This window comes from Bradyrhizobium sp. JHI2711 (assembly GCF_056156565.1).
On sequence record NZ_JBPZPT010000003.1, the window covers coordinates 384876 to 399048 of the forward strand.

The following is a 14173-nucleotide window of genomic DNA, read 5'->3' on the forward strand; positions in this document are numbered from 1 at the left end:
GTCCGCATGTTTCTTTCATCACATGCTCTTCTGGAGCCGGCCCGACAGCTCGCCAAAACCCTCGATCAGGGCCTCGGTACCGTCGACTTCACCTATCCGAGCCTTGACGTCACGCAGCCACGCCAAATTGGCCTCGCTGGGATCCTCCCCCAAGGCCAGCTCGGCGTCTTTCAGCTCTCTAAGTAGTGAATGCCATTGCCGATGCAAGGCAACCAGCTGGTGCCAGGTGGCAAGAACGTCGTCCCTCGCCGCGCCCTCGCGGGCGGCCCACACCGCCTGGGTCGTGATGACATTCTCAACCCTTTGAAGAGTTTGAGAAAATCCGCCCTTTGCGAGGTCGCCGCGCATCTTTTCTGCCTGCTCGCCGGGGTCCGGCGAGTGGTGATGGTCGTTGGCGAAGGCGGCGATGATGCCGGCCCTGAGCTTGTGGGCCTCGGGATGGGCCAGCTCCAGGGCGGCGACCTCCTCCAGATGCTCGTGCAGCAGCCAGGGGTGGTTGATCAGGCATTGCAGGATCAGCGCCTCCCGGCGGGAGATGGCGCTGCGCTGGCCTCGCAGGATCGGGCTTGCCGCCAGCTGCGGGCTCGCCGCCTGGTAGGGGCCGGACGGTAGCGGGGTCGGACCCGGGGCGCCGCGGCGACCGCCGCCGAAGCCTTGTCCACCGAATCGATTCGCCCCGCCTCGCGGCTGGAACGGGCGGCCGCCACCGGGGCGGAAATTGCCCCGGCCGCCAAAGCCGCGGCCGCCTTCGGGCGCGAAGGCGCGCTGCAGCCGCTCGACGAATTCGTCGCGATAATAGCGCCGCACCACCTCATCGCGGATGCCGTTCGTGAGCTCCCTGATGCGCGCCTCCAGCGCGGCGCGCCGCTCGGGCGTGGCGAAATTGCCGCCCTCGAGCTCGCGCGACCAGATCATGTCGGCGAGCGGACGGGCGGCGGCGATGACCTCCTCGATCGCGCCGCGCCCGCCCGAGCGCACGAGATCATCGGGGTCCTGCCCTTCCGGCAGCAGCGCAAAGCGAAGACTCTTGCCGGGCGCGAGGAACGGCAAGGCAAGGTCCGCAGCACGATAGGCCGCCTTCTGTCCGGCGCGGTCGCCGTCGAAGCAGAGGATCGGCTCGTCCGCCATCTTCCAGAGCAGCGCGAGCTGGCTCTCGGTGAGCGCGGTGCCGAGCGGCGCGACGCTGCCGGCAAAGCCCGCGGTGACCATGGCGATGACGTCGACATAGCCTTCGACCACGATCAGCGGACTGCCGTCATGGGTGGCTTTGCGCGCGGTCTGGTGGTTGTAGAGATTGTCGCCCTTGTGGAAGAGCGGCGTCTCCGGCGAATTCAGGTATTTGGCCGGAACGTCCTTCTCCAGCGCGCGCCCGCCGAAGGCGATGACGCGGCCGCGCAGATCGGTGATCGGAAACATCACGCGATCGCGGAAGCGATCGTAGGGAACGGGGATGTCGTCGCCGCCGATCAACAGACCGGTCTCGACCATGTCCTCGACGGAGATGCCGAGCTTGCCGAGATGCTCCTTCAGTGCGAATTTTTCACCCGGCGCATAGCCGAGGCGGAACTGCAATTGCGTCGCCGGCGAAATGGCGCGATCGGCGAGATAGCCGCGCGCTTTCGCGCCCACGCGCGAGGCCAGCGTCTCGGCGAAGAATTTCGCCGCGAGATCCATCACGTCATGCAGCGAGCGCCGCCGCTGCTCCTCGCGCGCGGCGTTGGGCGTCACCGCCGGCAGCGGCAGGCCCGCCATATTGGCGAGCCGCTCCACGGCTTCCGCGAACGGCAGGCCGTCGGTCTCCATCACGAAGGTGATGATGTCGCCGTGCTTGCCCGAGGAGAAGTCGTGATAAAAACCCTTCTGGTCGTTGACGTAGAAGGACGGCGTCTTCTCCTGCTGGAACGGCGACAGCCCCTTCCACTCGCGCCCGGCCTTCTTCAGCTTGACGCGCTTGCCCACGACTTCGGAGACCGAAAGCCGGGCACGAAGCTCGTCGAGGAACTGGGGCGTGAAGCGCATGGGGCGAGTTTAGCCGAGCGTTTGAGTCGGGCGAAGGATCAGGGATATAGGGACGGCCCGGTCAAAGGCCAGGTTTGTCGGGCTTATCCGCGCTGTTCACAGCCCTCCGTCATTCGGGGCGCCCCGAAGGGGCGAGCCCGGAATCCATCGAGCCACTGGAATGCTGGGAGAAATGGATTCCGGGCTCGCGCTGCGCGCGCCCCGGAATGACGAGCCACTTGAACCGCGCCCGGTTCCACGCTTCCATACCGCCATGTTCAGGACCTTTCGGGGCGGCCAGACCGGGGGTTGGCGGGTGACCTCGCTCTCGCCTGTGAGGGGCGAGTCCCTGCCCTTCGTGCCGGCGCTGTCGGTGACCGACAGCGAGGCCGTCTCGTTGCCGCTGGTGCCCTCGCGCAATGCCTGGCGGCTGGTCGGCGTTGCCAGCAGCCTGCGCTACACCGAGCGGGCCGAGAAGCAGCAGCTCGTCGCCGTGCAGGCCGGCCTCGGCCGGCTGGAGGCCACCAGCGCGGCACTGATCCCGATCCGCAAATCGCAGGCCTGGTGGGAGCTGACCCAGGAAGAGCGCCGCAAGATTTTTGAGGACAAGTCGCACCACATTGCCAGCAGTCTTCGTTTTCTGCCCGCGATCGCGCGCCAGCTCTATCATTGCCGCGATCTCGGCGGCCCCTTCGATTTCCTGACCTGGTTCGAATTCGCCCCCGTGCACGCCTCGCTGTTCGAGGAGCTGGTGGCGATGCTGCGGCGGACCGAGGAGTGGAGCTATGTCGAGCGCGAGGTCGACGTGCGCGTGGTGAAGGAAGTGCTGTCGGCATAGAGCATGATCCGGAAAAGTGCGCAGCGGTTTTCCGAGAAGATCACGCTCGAGAATATCTAGCGATCAAGGAAGCGCCCGGACTCGATGCGCGGCAGATCGGTAACCGGCCAATTGTAGACGTAGGTCCAGGCCTTCCCGGTGGTGCCGTCGGGCAGCGTCACCTCGATCATCTGCCGCAGATATTCCGTCGGCTCCGGAAAGCCCTCGCCGCAGGCCTCGTACATGTCGAGCTCGCGCAAGAGTTCGTCCGACACGCGCAGCTGAAACAACTCGCCATGGACGATGTCCGACGGCGCCTCGGAGAGCAGCAATCCCGGATAGTGCTTCACCAGAACGAGCCGGCCGCGGCAGGTGGCTTCACTGATGAATTCCGCATGGGCCGCGAGCAGCCGCGCCATGGGGTGGTCGAAGCCGCGCATCAGGGTGCCGTAAACGAAAAGTCTATCCGAGCTCATGCCGTTCCAACGTTGCGGCATCGGTGCGATACCGCTACTCCGTTTACACAGTTTGTCATTCCATAGGCAAATCAGGATGGCTTTGGATATAGCCGACGCAACCGACCAGCTGCTCGGCGAGCGCGACATTCCGCCCGTGCATGAGGTGAATACGGCAGGGACATCGCCGTTCCTGCTCACCGCGGACCATTACGGACGGGTGCTGCCGCGCGCGCTCGGCGATCTCGGCGTCGCGGACACCGATCTCGTCAGGCACATCGCCTGGGATATCGGCATCGCCGGCGTCGCCGAGCGGCTCGCCGCGATGCTCGATGCGCATCTGATCGCGCAGCGCTATTCGCGCCTGGTGATCGACTGCAACCGCCCGCCGGGCGTCGCAAGCTCGATTCCCGTGATCTCCGAGGCGACCGCCATCCCCGGCAATGAGGAGCTCTCGGCCGCGGCCAAGGAAATGCGCCGGCGCGAGATCTTCGATCCCTATCACCGCCGGATTGGCGCGGCGATCGATGCGCGCATCAGGGCGGGCAGGCCGACGGTGCTGGTGGCGCTGCACAGCTTCACGCCGGTCTTTTACGGCGAGCCGCGGCCCTGGCACATCGGCACGCTCTATCACCGCGACACGGTGCTGCCGCGGCTGATGCTGCAGCATTTGCGGGCCGAGAGCGCGCTCGTCGTCGGCGACAACCAGCCTTATGCGGTGAGCGACATCACCGACTACACGATTCCAGTCCACGGCGAGGCGCGCGGGCTCGTCAACACCGGCATCGAGATCCGCCAGGATCTGATCGCCGAGGAGAGCGGCCAGCAGCAATGGGCCGAGCGGCTGGCGCGGATCCTGCGCGAGATCGAGGCCACGCTGCGCGAGCAGGGAATGAGTTAAGCGGTCACTTCGCCCGCGTCAGTGCCAGCCAGATGCCGCCGCCGATCATGAAGCCGCCTGAGATGCGCGACACCATCCGCGTGCGCCGCGCCGAGAAGAATTTTCGGGCGCGCCCGGCGGCAATCGCGTAGAGCGCATCGGTCATCACCGCCGTCACCATGAAGGTGGCACCCAGCAGCGCGACCTGCGGGAAATGCGGTTGGCTCATGTCCATGAATTGCGGGATGAAAGCGCCGAAGAAAACCAGCACCTTGGGGTTCGACAGCAGCACCAGGAATCCCTGCAGGAAGAAGCCGCCGCGCGGCGGCGGAGGCGGCGCATCGACATCGACGCCTTCGACCGGCTCCCAGATCAGCTTGATGCCGAGCCAGATCAGATATGCGGCGCCGGCAAAGCGCACCCAATCGAACCAATAGCCCATGGTCGCCATCAGCGAGGTCAGGCCGATCGCAACGATGCCGATGACGATGGCAAGCCCGGCCTGCGCGCCGGCCACGTTAATGAGCGCCGCACGCGTGCCGTGGCGCAGGCCATTGGCGATGACGAGGGTGACGATCGGCCCCGGCAGCAGCGCCAGCGCAATGCAGGCGGCGACGAAGGCGAGGTAGGCTTGCATGGACATCATGGGAGGGACTCGCTGAAGACGGTTTCGCCGCATTAATGCATGGCGAGCGCTGGAACGGAAGACGCGTCAGTCGCTCCAAGCCGATCCCTTGACATGCAACCATTTAGTTGCCTATTATCGCCGCCATGGATGAGGTCTTCAAGGCGCTCGCGGATAGCTCGCGACGTTCGCTGCTCGACAGGCTTCACGCCAGAAACGGCCAGACACTGAACGAGCTCTGCGAGGGGCTTGCGATGACGCGACAGGCCGTCACCAAGCACCTTGCCATCCTGGAGGAAGCGAACCTCATCACCACCATCAGGCATGGACGCGAGAAGCTGCACTACCTCAACCCGGTGCCGATCCATCAGATCGGCGAACGCTGGATCAGGAAGTTCGAGCGCAGCAAGCTCGCCGCGCTCAACGAGCTGAAACGTCAGTTGGAGAACGGCGACGAGTGAGTCCGCTCAACGAAGGATTTGATGCACGATGAACCTCGATCAATTCAAGCCGCTGACCGTCTACACCATCTACATCGCCTCGACGCCCGAGAAGGTATGGGAGGCGCTGACGTCCGCCGAGTTCAGCCGGAAATATTTTTCCGGCTTTGCGGTGGAGATGGAGCCGAAGCTCGGCGGCAGTTTCGTCGTGCACGCGCCCGACGGCTCCGAGCACATCCGCGGCGAAGTGTTCGAATACGATCCGCCGAGGAGGCTCACGGTGAGCTGGAACGTCAATTGGCCGGACCTCTTGGAAAAGCTCGGCACCACCATCGTCACCTACGAGATCGAGCAGGCCGGCGAAGCCGTCCGCCTCACCCTGAGCCAACGCCACGACCGCGAGCTCAGCGACGACATCCTTTCCGGCGGCCGCACCGGCTGGCCCGCGATCCTCTCCGGATTGAAGAGCCTGCTGGAGACCGGCAAGGCGCCGCATATCGAGATGTCCCCGCCGGTGCGGTTGCTGGAGGCGCTGAAGGCGATGGGGATCAAGGTGCCTTGAGCGAGGCAATCTCCGCTGTCGTCCCGGGGCGCGCGAAGCGCGAGCCCGGGACCCATAACCACAGGATGAAGTTTGGCGAAGACTCGTGGTTACGACTTCGCGCCCCAACTTCTCCCTGGGGTTATGGGCCCCCGCCCCCGTGCGCAGCCGCGCACTAGGCGGGGGCGACGGCCTACACCGGCGCCACCAACCGGCGGTACAGGTGCCATGTCGCATGCCCGAGCACCGGCAGCGTGACCACCAGCCCGAGAAAATAGGGCAGCGCCGAGACGATCAGCAGCATCACGATCAATGCGGCCCAACCGATCATCGGCAGCGGGCTCGTCACCACCGCGCGCACGCTCGTCACCATGGCCGTGACGAAATCGACCTCGCGATCGAGCAGCAGCGGGAACGACACCACGGTCAGCGAGAACAGGATCAGCGACAGCACGGCCCCGACCGCATTGCCGATGGCCAGGAACAGCAGGCCCTCGCTGGTCGTCAGCACCACCGTCATGAATTCCTGCAAGCTCGAGAACGAGGCGTTGAGGCCGAGCAGCAGCGCGATCAGGAGCCGCACCTGGTACATCCAGACCACGAAGACGAACAACGTCACGAAGGCCATCCAACCGATCTCGCTGCGCGAGCGGATCGCGGACCAGATCGCAGCGAACGAGACCGGCTCGCCGCGCTCGCGGCGCCGGCTGACTTCGTAGAGGCCGATCGCAACGAACGGTCCGATCAGCGCAAAACCGGCAGCGAGGGGATAGACCAGGTAGACCATGCCGAAGGCAGTGAGACAGAGCATGATGACGATGCCGCCGGCGGCATAGAGCGCGCCGAAGCAGAGACCGTAGAGCGGCAGCGCCTGGAAATCGCGCAGGCCCTCGACCAGCGCCTCGGCGATGTCGACCGCCGCCACGGGACGCACCACCGGATCGACCTTGCCCGAGATGGACATCAGCTTCCTCCGCACATCGGCGCGATCTTCGTCGCGCGCATGCCGCGATATTAGCGCCGCCGCGCGGCGGCGCAACTTGATGCCGGCCGGCGCGAAGGGTAGCAGCGAAACGACGATGCTCGCACGGCGAAATCGTTAGCCTTTCGCGCGATTTTTGCACCGACCGCTATGGACGGGGCAGATGATCGTGCCGCAAATTGCACCTCCGAATACCGTCGCCCGAGAGCCGATCGCCCACCGATGAGCCTGCGTACCCGGTTACTTATCCTCGTCATCGCGGCCATGCTCGTGCCGGCGATTCTGGTCGGGCTGCGCTTCGTGCAGAACCGGACGAGCGAGATCGACGCGGCGCTGGCCAATCTCGCCGCATCCGCCGACGACATCGCCAGCGATCTCGGCGAGAAGATCCAGGGGACTGCCCAGCTTCATTACGGGCTCGCCCGCGCCCGCGACCTCGACACGCGCGACAAGGCGGCATGCTCGGCGTTTCTGTCGGATGTCCGCGAGGAATATCCGCAGTTCACGGGTATCCTGACCATCGATCCCGACGGCAGGCTGTTCTGCGACTCGCTGCGGACCAACCGCACGCTCGACCTGAACGACCGCGGCTATTTCAAAGAGGTCCAGACTCTTCACGGCCTCGTCGCGGTGGAACCGGTGTTCGGCCGCCTCACCGGACTGTCGGTGCTGCAGATCGCCTATCCGGTGCGATCGGATACAGGCGCGCTGAAATTCGTGCTGCTGGCCTCCTTCAACCTGAACAAATTCGCGGAGTTTCACGACAAGCGGCTGCTCGCCGAGAAGGACATCCTGCTCGTCGACGCCAAGGGCACGGTCCTGGCCGCCCCCAAGCGCGGCGGCTGGAGCGTACCCATCGGCGGCTCCATTGCGGGCTCCGACCTGTTCCGTTTCGCGGCAGATCCCGACGGCGAACCATTCCGGGAGATCGCCGATCGCGACGGCCGCACGCAGATCTGGGGCGTTGCCCGCTCGCCCGCGATCCGCAAGGCCGGACTCTATATCTTGGTAGGGCGGTCCAAGGACGGACTGATCGCGGCAGCGAACCGCCGGCTTTACGAGGACATGGCGATCCTGGCGGTGGCCTCGCTGCTGCTCCTCGCCGGCCTCTGGATCCTCACGACGGTGAGCATCGGACGGCAGGTCGGGCGGCTCGCCGCCATGGCGAAGAGCCTGGGGCACGGCGATCTCAGCGCGCGCATTCCGGAGCCCCACCCGGGGGGCGAGCTCGGCGGGTTGATGACGCTGCTCAACAGCACGGCCGAATCGCTCGAGCAGCAGCGCGCCGCCATCGCCGATCTCAGCCACAAGCTCAGCCAGTCGCAGAAGATGGAAGCCATGGGCCAGCTCACGGGCGGCGTGGCGCACGATTTCAACAATCTCCTGACTGTCATTCTCGGCAATTCCGAACACCTCGCCGACAGGCTTGCAGGTAACAAGGAATTGCACCGGATCGCCGACGACATTGCGACCGCCGCCGAGCGGGGTTCCGACCTGACGCGGAGCCTGCTCGCCTTCGCGCGCAAGCAGCCGCTGCGGCCGCGCGAGATCGACATCGCCGAGCAGGTGACCGGCATGAAGCAGCTTCTGCAGCGGACCCTGGGCGAGCACATCGAATCCAGCTTCACATTCGCGCCGGATCTCTGGCTCGCCAGCGTCGATCCCGGCCAATTGGCGACGGCCGTGCTCAACCTCGTGCTCAACGCGCGCGACGCGATGCCTGACGGCGGCAAGCTGATGGTCGAGGTGCGGAATGCATCGCTCGGTGAATCCGACCTCGACGTCAACGGCGAGCCGCGGCCCGGCGACTACGTCATGCTGGCCGTGAAGGATACCGGGTCCGGCATGAGCAGCGAGGTGTTGCAGCGCGCGTTCGAGCCGTTCTTCACCACCAAGGAGGTCGGCAAGGGCACCGGCCTTGGCCTCAGCATGGTCTACGGATTTGCGCAACAATCCGGCGGACTCGTGCAGATGCAGTCCGAACCGGGTCAAGGCAGCGTGGTCAGGCTGTTCTTTCCTCGCCTGCCAACGTCGTCGAGCGAGGAGCCGTCACCGGCAGCGCGTGTCGCCGCACCCGAGGGGTACGAGACGATCCTCGTCGTCGAGGACGACGACATGGTGCGCGCCTATGTCGAGAACGAGCTGAAGGCGCTCGGCTACCGCGTCATCACGACGGCAAACGGACCCGCGGCGCTGGACGTGCTGCGCCAGTCCGCGGACATCCAGCTGCTGTTCACCGACGTCGTGATGCCCGGCGGCATGTTCGGGCCGGAGCTGGCGAGGCAGGCCGTTCAACTGCGGCCTGGCCTCAAGGTGCTCTTCACGTCCGGCTACAGCCAGGATCCGGTCAAGACGCCCGACGGGATCGACGCGCGCATTCTGACCAAGCCGTTCCGGCGCAAGGAGCTCGCCGCAATGCTGCGCGCGGCCCTCTCGGAGCCGCCGCGCTAGATCAGGACGCGATCGTGAGCTGCAGCGCCACTGCGAGATTGGCGGCGAACAGAGCCGCATCGATCACGAAGATCCGGAGCATCGGGCCCTTCAACACCGGCCAATAGGCCACCCCGACGCGGCCGCCGCGCATCAGCACCGGGACGTTATAGGCGAACTGGCTGAAATGGCAGGCGGCAAAGAACAGGAACAGCGCGAGCTGCGCTTCGACCGGTTGGAAGAAGGACGGACGGGCGGCCAGAAGATAGAGCGACAAGAGCCCGATCGGCAGATTCATGCCGCCGAGGAACGCAACGCTCGCCGCAAGGGTCGGCGCGATCGGATTGCTGCGCTCCTCCCGCGGCAGCAGGATCTTCAACGTGTTGGTTTGCGCGATGCTGAACTGGATGAACGCGCCCACGAACCAGAGCGTGTTGAGAAGCAGGACGATATCCGAAAATCGCATGGTCATTTTCCGTAAAAGGCTTCACTGCGCACCACACGGCCCGCATCGTCGAAGTCCATGAATTCGCTGGCGCGCGTATCGCCCAATTGCCACCACACCGTCAGTCGCGCGATCGCCTCGTCCCAGCTCCAGTCCAGGATCTTCAGGTCGGCGCTTTCGATGTGGCCGTAGGCTTTCCGCCAGTAGGCGCGAATGTTCTCGGCGCCGGTGACGGTCGTAGACCCCGTCAGGGTGAGCGCGAGAGGGCTGCGCATCTGTGCATCGTCGGCGAAATGGGCGACGACCGCGTCGATGTCCACTTTGCGCCAGTTCGCGCACCATGCCGCGACGAAGCTTGCGGCGGCCGCGCGGTCCATTGCCTGTCCGCTCACGACACGGATCCTCCCTTCGGCTTGTGGCCAGGAAGGTGGCAAAGCGCGCGCCTCATGTCAACTATGTTGACTTGAGATTTCGGTCAGTTGTTGTCGGCGATCGCCTCCATCACGCCGATCCATCCCGCCGCACCGCTCGCCCCGGCGCGCGCGAACGCTTCGCGCAGGACCTGGCGCTCGTGGTCCGAGGCCCGTTGCTCGATGCGCCGCCCCGCTTCCGTCAGGCGCAGCAATTTCGAGCGGTGCTGCTCCGGCGCCCGCTTCGAGGTCAGGAGCTTGCGCTCCAGCAGCAGATTGAGCGGCCGGTTGAGGGCCTGCTTGGAAATGCCGAGGATCTCGATCAGCGCGCCGATGGCGATGTCGGGCCGGCGCGCCACAACGTAGAGGATGCGATGGTGCGGACGCGACAGGCCCTGCTTGGCCAGATATGCGTCGGCCTCAAGCGTCATGCCGCGCCAGCCGTAATACATGAGCTCCAGCGCCGTATCGAGCTCGTGCAGCTTTGCAAGCGAAGCGCGGTGAAGCCCCGCGGCTTGAGACGTCTTTGCCATGATTGGAAGCTAGCCTCTCGCCCGCAGCTCGCGGCGCAGCACCTTGCCGGTCGCCGTCATCGGCAGCGTCTCCGTGAATTCGACGAAGCGCGGATATTCGTGCGCGGCGAGCTGCACCTTGACGAAGTCCTGAATCTCGCGCGCGAGCGCGTCGCTGCCGGCAAAGCCCGGACGCAGCACGATCCAGGCCTTGATCGATTCGGTACGGATCGGATCCGGAATGCCGACCACCGCAGCCATGGCCACCGACGGATGTTTCATCAGCGTGTGCTCGATCTCGGAAGGGCCGACGCGGTAGCCGGCGGTGGTGATGACGTCGTCCTCGCGACTGACGTACCAGAAATAGCCGTCCTCGTCCTGCACTCCGAGATCGCCGGTGAGCAGGAAGTCGCCGGCATATTTCTTCGCGGTCGCCTCCGGATTGCGCCAATATTCAAGCATGGTGACGGGGCACGGCTGGCGCACGCCGATGATGCCGCGCTGACCCCGCGGCAATTCCTCGCCCTTGCCGTTGACGATGCGGACATCGAAGCCCGGCGTCGCCTTGCCCATCGAACCCGGGCGGATCGGAAACAGGTTCGCGTTGCTGCCGATCACGAGGTTGCACTCGGTCTGGCCGAACACCTCATGCGCGTCGACACCAAACGTCTCGCGCACCCAGCCGAGCAATTCACCCCCGAGCGATTCGCCGCCGGTGAAGATGCTGCGCAGCTTGACGCCGGAATGCTTGACGCCGGCCTGCCGCATCAGCTTCAACGCCGTCGGCGGCAGGAATACGTTGCGGACGGCAAGATCGGCCATCATCTGCATCGCCGCTTGCGGCTCGAATTTCCGCGCGCGATGGCCGACCAGGGGAATGCCGTGGTACCAGAACGCGAGCAGGCCGTTGATGAGCCCGCCGATCCAGGCCCAATCCGCCGGCGTCCACATGAGATCGCCGGGCTTGGGCAAGAAGTTGTGGCACATCTCCACGTTCGGCAGATGGCCGAGCACGACACGATGCGCATGCAGCGCGCCCTTCGGGTTACCCGTCGTGCCCGATGTGTAGATGATCAGGGCGGGATCGTCGACCGAGGTGTCCGCGCGCGTAAAGTCGGGCGAAGCGGCCTTCACCGCATCCCAGAACGATGTCGTGCCGGCGGGCACGCGCGCGCCGACGATGTAGACGCTCCTCAGCTCCGGCAGGCGGTCGCGGATCTTGGACAGCTTTTCCCAGCCAGCTTCGTCGGTGACGATCGCCTTGGCCTCGGAGTTCGACAGACGGAATTCCAGCGCGTCCTCGCCGAACAGGGCGAACAGCGGGATCGAGATCAGGGCCGAGCGAAACGCCGCCATGTGCACGATCGGCAATTCCAGTGACTGCGACAGGAACACCGCGACGCGGTCGCCGCGGACTAGCCCGTCCGCCTTCAGCACACTGGCGAAGCGGCGCGACATCTCCGCGATCTCATCGAAGGTGGTGCGGCTGGTGGCGCCGGTGTCGTCGACATAGATCAGCGCAAGCCGGCCGGTGCCGTCGGCATGGCGATCGCAGCACGCTTCCGCGATGTTGAAGCGCGCGGGGATATCCCAACGGAAGTTGCGGACGAGTTCGTCGTAGGTTGCGGCTTCGGTCAGCATGGTATGGTCGTTTCCGGTGTCTTGTTATTATCGTTCAGTCTAGGGCCGCGGGCGCACGGGACAAGTCCCTCGCCGTCATTCCGGGGCGCCCGCAGGGCGAGCCCGGAATCCATCGGAGCACCGGAAAACACTGCCTGATGGATTCCGGGTTCGACGCTGACGCGTCGCCCCGGAATGACAGCGAGAGAGTTACCTCACCGTCGCGAAGAACTTCCGGACATCCTGCACGAACAGCTCCGGCTGCTCGAAGGCGGCGAAGTGACCGCCCTTCTCCATCTCGCTCCAATGCGTGATGTCATGGAAGTTCGGCTCCATCCAGCGCCGCACCGGCGTGACGATCTCCTTGGGGAACACCGCGACACCCGTCGGCACCTTCACCACCGGCGTGGTGCGGCGCTTGCCAAAGCTCTCCCAATAGAGCCGCGCCGACGAGGTCGCCGTCTGCGTCGCCCAATAGAGCATGACGTTGTCGAGCAGCTCGTCCTTGCTGAAGATGTTTTCGGGGTGGCCATTGCAATCGGTCCAGGCCCAGAATTTTTCCAGGATCCAGGCCGCCTGGCCGCTCGGCGAATCCGTCAGGCCATAGCCGAGCGTCTGCGGCCGCGTCGACTGCTGCTTGGAATAGCCGGAGTCGAGATCGGCGTAGTGCTTGAGGCCGGCGAGCGCCCGCTTCTCCTCTGGCGTCGGCTCGCCCTCGACCTTCGGTGCCGTGTTGAAGGCGAGCGTGATGTGGATGCCGGCGCAATGAGTGGGGTCCTGCGCTCCGAGCGAGGTCGTCACCGCCGAGCCCCAGTCGCCGCCTTGCGCGCCATAACGCGCGTAGCCCAGGCGGTCCATCAGCTTGGCCCAGGTCGCGGCAATGCGATCGACGCCCCAGCCCGTGGTCCTTGGCTTGGCCGAGAAGCCGAAGCCCGGCAGCGAGGGGCAGATCACGTGAAAGGCGTCGGCGGGATTGCCGCCATGCGCGGCGGGATCGGTGAGCGGCGCGATCACCTTCTGGAACTCGACGATCGACCCGGGCCAGCCATGGGTCATGATCAACGGAAGCGCCGAAGACTCCTTCGAGCGCGCATGAATGAAGTGGATGTCGAGGCCGTCGATCTCCGTGGTGAACTGCTCGAAGCGATTGAGCTTTGTCTCGCGCGAGCGCCAGTCATACTCGTTGGCCCAATAGGTGCAGATCTCCTGGATCCATTTCAGCGGCGCGCCCTGGCTCCAGTCGTCGACCAGCTCGCGCTCCGGCCAGCGCGTGCGGGCGAGGCGTGACTTCAGGTCGGCGAGGACGTCGTCGCTGATGGCGATGCGAAATGGATTGATGGCGGTCATCGGTTGCTCCCGATTTGTTTCTGCCGGGAGAGTAGACCGAACCTATGCGGCATCAAAGGTGCCCCTTCTCCCCTTGTGGGAGAAGGGGGCGCGAAGCGCCGGATGAGGGGTCTCTATCCGCGTGAACTACTGGGAGAGTATCGCACCCCTCACCCGTCTCGCCGCTACGCGGCGAGCCACCCTCTCCCACAAGGGGAGAGGGGAAGAAGCTAGCCCGACAGCGCTGCCTTCACGAGACCAGACGCCTTGCCAAAATCCATCTGGCCCGCGTATTTCGCGCGCAGCATGGCGATCACCTTGCCCATGTCCTTCATGCCGCCCGCACCCGTCTCGGCGATCGCATCCGCAATCGCCTTCTTCACGTCGTCATCGGACATCTGCTTCGGCAGATACGCCGAGATCACCGCGATCTCCTCGCGCTCCTGTGCGGCAAGCTCGGCGCGGCCGCCCTTGTCATAGAGCTCGACCGCCTCCTGACGCTGCTTGATCATCTTCTGCAGCACTGCCAGGATGTCGGCGTCCGACAGCGGCGGCTTGCCGCTGCCGCGCGCGTCGATGTCGGCGTTCTTGATGGTCGAGTTGACCATGCGCAGCGTGGACAGCTTGCGCTCGTCCTTGGCCTTCATGGCCTCCTTGACCGCATTGTTGATGTCGTCGCGCAGCATGATCGT

General features: G+C 65.3%; 15 protein-coding genes. 5 read left to right on the plus strand and 10 right to left on the minus strand.

Going from position 1 to position 14173, the window contains the following annotated elements; genetic code table 11:
• Nucleotides 1–18 precede the first annotated feature (18 nt).
• Nucleotides 19–2019, minus strand: coding sequence for a DNA primase (dnaG, locus tag ACTEK7_RS24050; RefSeq protein WP_225148052.1), 2001 nt, complete (start codon nt 2017–2019; stop codon nt 19–21).
• 253 nt (nt 2020–2272) lie between these two features.
• Between dnaG and ACTEK7_RS24055 the strand changes: the two genes are divergently transcribed.
• Nucleotides 2273–2836, plus strand: a complete 564-nt coding sequence (locus ACTEK7_RS24055) for a chlorite dismutase family protein (protein ID WP_225148053.1) — start codon at nt 2273–2275, stop codon at nt 2834–2836.
• Nucleotides 2837–2892: 56 nt separating this feature from the next.
• Here the strand turns inward: ACTEK7_RS24055 and ACTEK7_RS24060 are convergent, their stop codons facing one another.
• On the minus strand, nt 2893–3291 hold the full coding sequence (locus tag ACTEK7_RS24060; RefSeq protein ID WP_225148054.1) for a gamma-glutamylcyclotransferase family protein: 399 nt from the start codon (nt 3289–3291) through the stop codon (nt 2893–2895).
• Nucleotides 3292–3367: 76 nt separating this feature from the next.
• On the opposite strand from ACTEK7_RS24060, the gene ACTEK7_RS24065 reads away from it, so the two are divergent.
• Nucleotides 3368–4171 carry an N-formylglutamate amidohydrolase gene (locus tag ACTEK7_RS24065; protein WP_225148055.1) on the plus strand — a complete coding sequence of 268 codons (804 nt, stop codon included), beginning with the start codon at nt 3368–3370 and terminating at the stop codon, nt 4169–4171.
• 4 nt (nt 4172–4175) lie between these two features.
• Here ACTEK7_RS24065 and ACTEK7_RS24070 read toward each other — a convergent pair whose 3' ends face one another.
• Nucleotides 4176–4796: a LysE family translocator gene (locus ACTEK7_RS24070; RefSeq protein ID WP_081494564.1), complete on the minus strand. Its 621-nt coding sequence runs from the start codon at nt 4794–4796 to the stop codon at nt 4176–4178.
• A 125-nt stretch (nt 4797–4921) separates the two neighbouring features.
• Here ACTEK7_RS24070 and ACTEK7_RS24075 point away from each other — a divergent pair, with 125 nt between their 5' ends.
• Together ACTEK7_RS24075 and ACTEK7_RS24080 are read left to right on the plus strand one after the other, a co-directional pair.
• Complete coding sequence (locus ACTEK7_RS24075) at nt 4922–5236, plus strand: ArsR/SmtB family transcription factor (protein ID WP_036009566.1); 315 nt, start codon at nt 4922–4924, stop codon at nt 5234–5236.
• Between the two features lie 28 nt (nt 5237–5264).
• Nucleotides 5265–5777, plus strand: a complete 513-nt coding sequence (locus ACTEK7_RS24080; protein ID WP_225148056.1) for an SRPBCC family protein — start codon at nt 5265–5267, stop codon at nt 5775–5777.
• A gap of 172 nt (nt 5778–5949) precedes the next feature.
• Here the strand turns inward: ACTEK7_RS24080 and ACTEK7_RS24085 are convergent, their stop codons facing one another.
• Nucleotides 5950–6720, minus strand: a complete 771-nt coding sequence (locus ACTEK7_RS24085) for a DUF2189 domain-containing protein (RefSeq protein WP_128264068.1) — start codon at nt 6718–6720, stop codon at nt 5950–5952.
• A gap of 240 nt (nt 6721–6960) precedes the next feature.
• On the opposite strand from ACTEK7_RS24085, the gene ACTEK7_RS24090 reads away from it, so the two are divergent.
• The gene (locus tag ACTEK7_RS24090) at nt 6961–9189 is read left to right on the plus strand and encodes an ATP-binding protein (protein ID WP_225148057.1); all 2229 of its coding nucleotides are present in this window, start codon (nt 6961–6963) and stop codon (nt 9187–9189) included.
• A 1-nt stretch (nt 9190) separates the two neighbouring features.
• Here ACTEK7_RS24090 and ACTEK7_RS24095 read toward each other — a convergent pair whose 3' ends face one another.
• The 6 genes from ACTEK7_RS24095 to ACTEK7_RS24120 all read right to left on the minus strand — a co-directional run bounded on the left by ACTEK7_RS24095 (nt 9191) and on the right by ACTEK7_RS24120 (nt 14167).
• Entirely contained in the window at nt 9191–9634 is a 444-nt protein-coding gene (locus ACTEK7_RS24095) for a hypothetical protein (RefSeq protein ID WP_036030342.1), read from the minus strand.
• A gap of 2 nt (nt 9635–9636) precedes the next feature.
• Nucleotides 9637–9990, minus strand: a complete 354-nt coding sequence (locus ACTEK7_RS24100) for a nuclear transport factor 2 family protein (protein ID WP_249786552.1) — start codon at nt 9988–9990, stop codon at nt 9637–9639.
• A gap of 98 nt (nt 9991–10088) precedes the next feature.
• Nucleotides 10089–10556 (minus strand): MarR family transcriptional regulator, encoded by a 468-nt coding sequence (locus ACTEK7_RS24105; protein ID WP_057027726.1) that lies wholly within the window; start codon nt 10554–10556, stop codon nt 10089–10091.
• Nucleotides 10557–10565: 9 nt separating this feature from the next.
• Entirely contained in the window at nt 10566–12176 is a 1611-nt protein-coding gene (locus ACTEK7_RS24110; protein WP_225148059.1) for an acyl-CoA synthetase, read from the minus strand.
• A 189-nt stretch (nt 12177–12365) separates the two neighbouring features.
• Nucleotides 12366–13502 carry an epoxide hydrolase family protein gene (locus ACTEK7_RS24115; protein WP_225148060.1) on the minus strand — a complete coding sequence of 379 codons (1137 nt, stop codon included), beginning with the start codon at nt 13500–13502 and terminating at the stop codon, nt 12366–12368.
• 209 nt (nt 13503–13711) lie between these two features.
• A complete protein-coding gene (locus tag ACTEK7_RS24120; protein ID WP_225148061.1) occupies nt 13712–14167 on the minus strand; it encodes a GatB/YqeY domain-containing protein in 456 nt (151 codons plus the stop codon).
• Between the last annotated feature and the right edge of the window lie 6 nt (nt 14168–14173).

What these genes read in the sequence shown, in the direction of transcription:
- dnaG (WP_225148052.1), bottom strand. Translation starts at nt 2,019, where the DNA reads ATGCGCTTCACGCCCCAGTTCCTCGACGAGCTTCGTGCCCGGCTTTCG.
- ACTEK7_RS24055 (WP_225148053.1), top strand. Translation starts at nt 2,273, where the DNA reads ATGTTCAGGACCTTTCGGGGCGGCCAGACCGGGGGTTGGCGGGTGACC.
- ACTEK7_RS24060 (WP_225148054.1), bottom strand. Translation starts at nt 3,291, where the DNA reads ATGAGCTCGGATAGACTTTTCGTTTACGGCACCCTGATGCGCGGCTTC.
- ACTEK7_RS24065 (WP_225148055.1), top strand. Translation starts at nt 3,368, where the DNA reads ATGGCTTTGGATATAGCCGACGCAACCGACCAGCTGCTCGGCGAGCGC.
- ACTEK7_RS24070 (WP_081494564.1), bottom strand. Translation starts at nt 4,796, where the DNA reads ATGATGTCCATGCAAGCCTACCTCGCCTTCGTCGCCGCCTGCATTGCG.
- ACTEK7_RS24075 (WP_036009566.1), top strand. Translation starts at nt 4,922, where the DNA reads ATGGATGAGGTCTTCAAGGCGCTCGCGGATAGCTCGCGACGTTCGCTG.
- ACTEK7_RS24080 (WP_225148056.1), top strand. Translation starts at nt 5,265, where the DNA reads ATGAACCTCGATCAATTCAAGCCGCTGACCGTCTACACCATCTACATC.
- ACTEK7_RS24085 (WP_128264068.1), bottom strand. Translation starts at nt 6,720, where the DNA reads ATGTCCATCTCGGGCAAGGTCGATCCGGTGGTGCGTCCCGTGGCGGCG.
- ACTEK7_RS24090 (WP_225148057.1), top strand. Translation starts at nt 6,961, where the DNA reads ATGAGCCTGCGTACCCGGTTACTTATCCTCGTCATCGCGGCCATGCTC.
- ACTEK7_RS24095 (WP_036030342.1), bottom strand. Translation starts at nt 9,634, where the DNA reads ATGCGATTTTCGGATATCGTCCTGCTTCTCAACACGCTCTGGTTCGTG.
- ACTEK7_RS24100 (WP_249786552.1), bottom strand. Translation starts at nt 9,990, where the DNA reads ATGGACCGCGCGGCCGCCGCAAGCTTCGTCGCGGCATGGTGCGCGAAC.
- ACTEK7_RS24105 (WP_057027726.1), bottom strand. Translation starts at nt 10,556, where the DNA reads ATGGCAAAGACGTCTCAAGCCGCGGGGCTTCACCGCGCTTCGCTTGCA.
- ACTEK7_RS24110 (WP_225148059.1), bottom strand. Translation starts at nt 12,176, where the DNA reads ATGCTGACCGAAGCCGCAACCTACGACGAACTCGTCCGCAACTTCCGT.
- ACTEK7_RS24115 (WP_225148060.1), bottom strand. Translation starts at nt 13,502, where the DNA reads ATGACCGCCATCAATCCATTTCGCATCGCCATCAGCGACGACGTCCTC.
- ACTEK7_RS24120 (WP_225148061.1), bottom strand. Translation starts at nt 14,167, where the DNA reads ATGCTGCGCGACGACATCAACAATGCGGTCAAGGAGGCCATGAAGGCC.